Source organism: Pseudonocardia sp. KRD291 (assembly GCF_019263595.1).
Classification (GTDB): Bacteria; Actinomycetota; Actinomycetes; order Mycobacteriales; family Pseudonocardiaceae; genus Pseudonocardia.
On the sequence record NZ_JADQDD010000445.1, the window covers coordinates 1 to 3,117 of the forward strand.

At 76.6% G+C, this 3,117-nt stretch carries 3 protein-coding genes; 1 reads left to right on the forward strand and 2 read right to left on the reverse strand.

Annotated features, from left to right (window positions below):
• A partial coding sequence (locus I4I78_RS31470; RefSeq protein WP_218615151.1) for a hypothetical protein occupies window positions 1-916 on the reverse strand: 916 nt, incomplete at its 3' end.
• A 188-nt stretch (window positions 917-1,104) separates the two neighbouring features.
• Here I4I78_RS31470 and I4I78_RS31475 point away from each other — a divergent pair.
• On the forward strand, window positions 1,105-1,620 hold the full coding sequence (locus I4I78_RS31475) for a lipopolysaccharide assembly LapA domain-containing protein (RefSeq protein ID WP_226380806.1): 516 nt from the start codon (window positions 1,105-1,107) through the stop codon (window positions 1,618-1,620).
• A gap of 66 nt (window positions 1,621-1,686) precedes the next feature.
• Here I4I78_RS31475 and I4I78_RS31480 read toward each other — a convergent pair.
• On the reverse strand, window positions 1,687-3,117 hold a 1,431-nt coding region (locus tag I4I78_RS31480), incomplete at its 5' end, for a DEAD/DEAH box helicase (protein WP_218615152.1).

Sequence of the window (3,117 nt, forward strand, 5' to 3'; positions counted from 1 at the left end):
ACGCCCCGGCCTCGACGCAGCGCTGCGAGAAGCGCGCCAGGGCCTCGGTCACGGTGCGCAGGTCGTCGCCGAGGGACTCCAGCAGGCCCGCCTGGGTGTCGTCGGTGCGGTCCTCGATGCCGTCGCGGAAGCGGCGTCCGGCGTCGGTGAGCGTGGTGCCGGTGCCGGAACCGGTGACCAGCCCGTCGTCGGTGAGCCGGCGGACCGCGGCGTCGGCGGCTTCCTGCGGCCAGGCGCGGGTGCCGGAGTACTCGCCGAGCGGGTAGCCGACCCACAGCTCGGACAGGATGCCCATCCGCACCGGGTCCAGGCCGGCCGCGACCGACGCCGCGACGTGCCCGTCGCCGCGGTGCTCGCGGACCAGGTCGGCGGCGCGCCAGAGCCGCCCGAACGGGTCGGAGAGCCGGGGGCGGGCGCGCAGCGCGGCGAACAGCGGGCGCCCGGTGCCGTCCACGGCGTCGACGGCGCGTTCTAGGGCCGCAGCCGTCGCGGCCACCTCGGTCTCGACGGCCCCGGCGGTATCGGAGGTCTCGGCGGCGCCCAGGGTCTGCCGCATGCTCGCCGCGGTCTCGGCGTCGCGCAGGTCCTGCAACCGGTGCAGGGGCAGCAGCGCGCGCCCGGAGTCCCAGGCACCGGCCAGGAAGCCCGGCTCGAACACGGCGAACGTCGCGGCCACCAGCGCGCCGGGCACGTCACCGAGCGCCGCCCCGCGCCCGGTGACGTAGGCGGTGAAGAAGTCGTGCCCGTGCGCGGCCAGGGCCTCGCCGACCCGCGAGGACCAGACGGCGTGCATCGCGACCGGCTCCAGCGCGTCGCGCAACGCCCGGGCGGCTCCGGCGCCCGCGACCGGTTCCGGCACCCGCACCCCGTCGGGGGTCTCGGTGAAGAACGCCGCCACGGCCTCCTGGTGATCCATCCGGTACCCCTCCTCCTGCGTCGTCGTCGACGCCCGCGACAGCCGTTCCGGGAGCGACGCTAGCGCGGGTCGGGGCGCGTCGGCGCGATCATGCGGGATACTTCCGGCGCCGGCAGGGCACATCGGCGGGACACACCGGCGGGGCACATCGGCGGGGACGGCGCGGACACCGGAAGGGTGCAGCAGCGATGAACGAGCGGAAGCGAGGGGACCCCGGTCGGACGGGTTCCGTGCAGGCCGGTGGCGAGTCGGTCCCGGCCTACGGCCGGGTCGGTCCGGCGGACCCGACCGCGGACCCGGCCACCCAGCCGGCGATGCGCGTCCCGGGTTCCGAGCAGGCCACGGTCGCGGTGCCGACCGGGCACGCCGAGGACCCCCGCGGCACCGCCGGCCCCGTCCACGACGAGCAGCCGGTCGGTGACGACACCCCGACGGTCGGGCGCCCGGTCCCGACGGCGTCGACGCGCACCCGGGTCAGCGGCCTGTGGGCCGGGCTGATCCTGTCCGCGGTCGTCGGCATCTTCCTGCTGGTGTTCATCCTGCAGAACACCAGCCCGGTGCAGATCAACTTCCTGTGGCTCGACGGCTCGCTGCCCACCGGGGTCGCGCTGCTGTTCGCCGCGATCGCCGGGATCCTGCTGGTCGCCATCCCGGGCACGGCCCGGATCCTGCAGCTGCGCCGCGTCGCCAAGCGCGGAGGCTGAGCCCGTCCGACCCCGGCCGTGCGCGGACATCACCGCCGGAGCAGCGATATCCGCGCACGGGCGTCGTCAGGCGCCGGTACGACGGCGTCCGGCGCCACCACCACCGCGGCGGGCTGCGCCGCCGCCGGTCGAGGAGAACCGCACGACGGCGGACCCACCGGACTCGCGCCCACCGGCCGGAGCGGAGCGCGCTCCGCCGCCGCCGGACCGCCCGCCGCCGGACGAGCGCCCGCCGGAGCGGGCGCCGCTCGGTGCGTCGGCGCCACGGGCGCCGCCCGAGCGCCCACGGCCACCACCGCCGGAGCGGCGGCCCGCCTTGGGCGCCGGCTGCGGCGGCTTCGGCGGCTCGGGCACCGCGACACCGGAGGGAATCCGGGCCCCGGTCACCTCGGCCAGTGCCGGCGAGCCGGGCCGGACCGAGGTGATGGTGGCGCTGACGCCGGCCTGGCGGGTGAGGTCGTCGACCTCGCGGCGCTGGTCCGGGGTCACGACGGTGACCACGACGCCGTCCTCACCGGCGCGGGCGGTGCGCCCGGCGCGGTGCAGGTAGGCCTTCGGGTCGGCGGGCGGGTCCACGTGCACGACCAGGCCGACGTCGTCGATGTGGATGCCGCGCGCGGCGACGTCGGTGGCCACCAGCACCGGCACCTCACCGGAGCGGAAACCGTCCAGCGCCCGGTTGCGCGCGTTCTGCGACTTGCCGCCGTGCAGCGGGCCGGCCACGACGCCCTCGCGGCGCAGCGTCCGGACCAGCCGGTCGGCGCCGTGCTTGGTGCGCACGAACAGGATCGTGCGCCCGTCGCGGGCCGCGATCTCGGCCACGACGCGTCCGCGGTCGGCGTTGTCCACCACCAGGACGTGGTGGTCCATCGTCTCCACCTGCGAGGTGGCCGACGCGACCGAGCGGGTGACCGGGTCGGTCAGGTACTGGCGGACCAGCGCGTCGACGTCGCCGTCGAGGGTCGCCGAGAACAGCAGCCGCTGCCCGTCGCGGGGGGTGAGGTCGAGGATGGCCCGGACCTGGGGTAGGAAGCCCATGTCGGCCATCCGGTCGGCCTCGTCCAGCGCGGTGATCATGACGTCGGAGAGGTCGCAGGTGCGCTGGTTGGTGTGGTCGGTGAGCCGGCCCGGGGTGGCGACGAGCAGGTCCACCCCGCGGCGCAGCTCGGCGATCTGCTTGTTCATCGACAGACCGCCGACGACGACCGCGGTGCGCAGGCCAAGAGCCCGTGCGTAGGGCTCGAGGGCGTCGACGACCTGGGAGGCCAGCTCGCGGGTCGGCACCAGGACCAGGCCGCGCGGGGCGGTCGGCCGGGCGCGCTCACCGGCCAGGCGGGCCAGGATGGCCAGCCCGAACGCGAGCGTCTTGCCGGAGCCGGTCTGGCCGCGGCCGAGCAGGTCGCGGGCGGCCAGGGTGTCCGGCAACGTTGCGGCCTGGATCGGGAACGGGGCGGTGAAGCCCTCGGCGTCCAGCGCGCGCACGACCTGCTCGGGCAG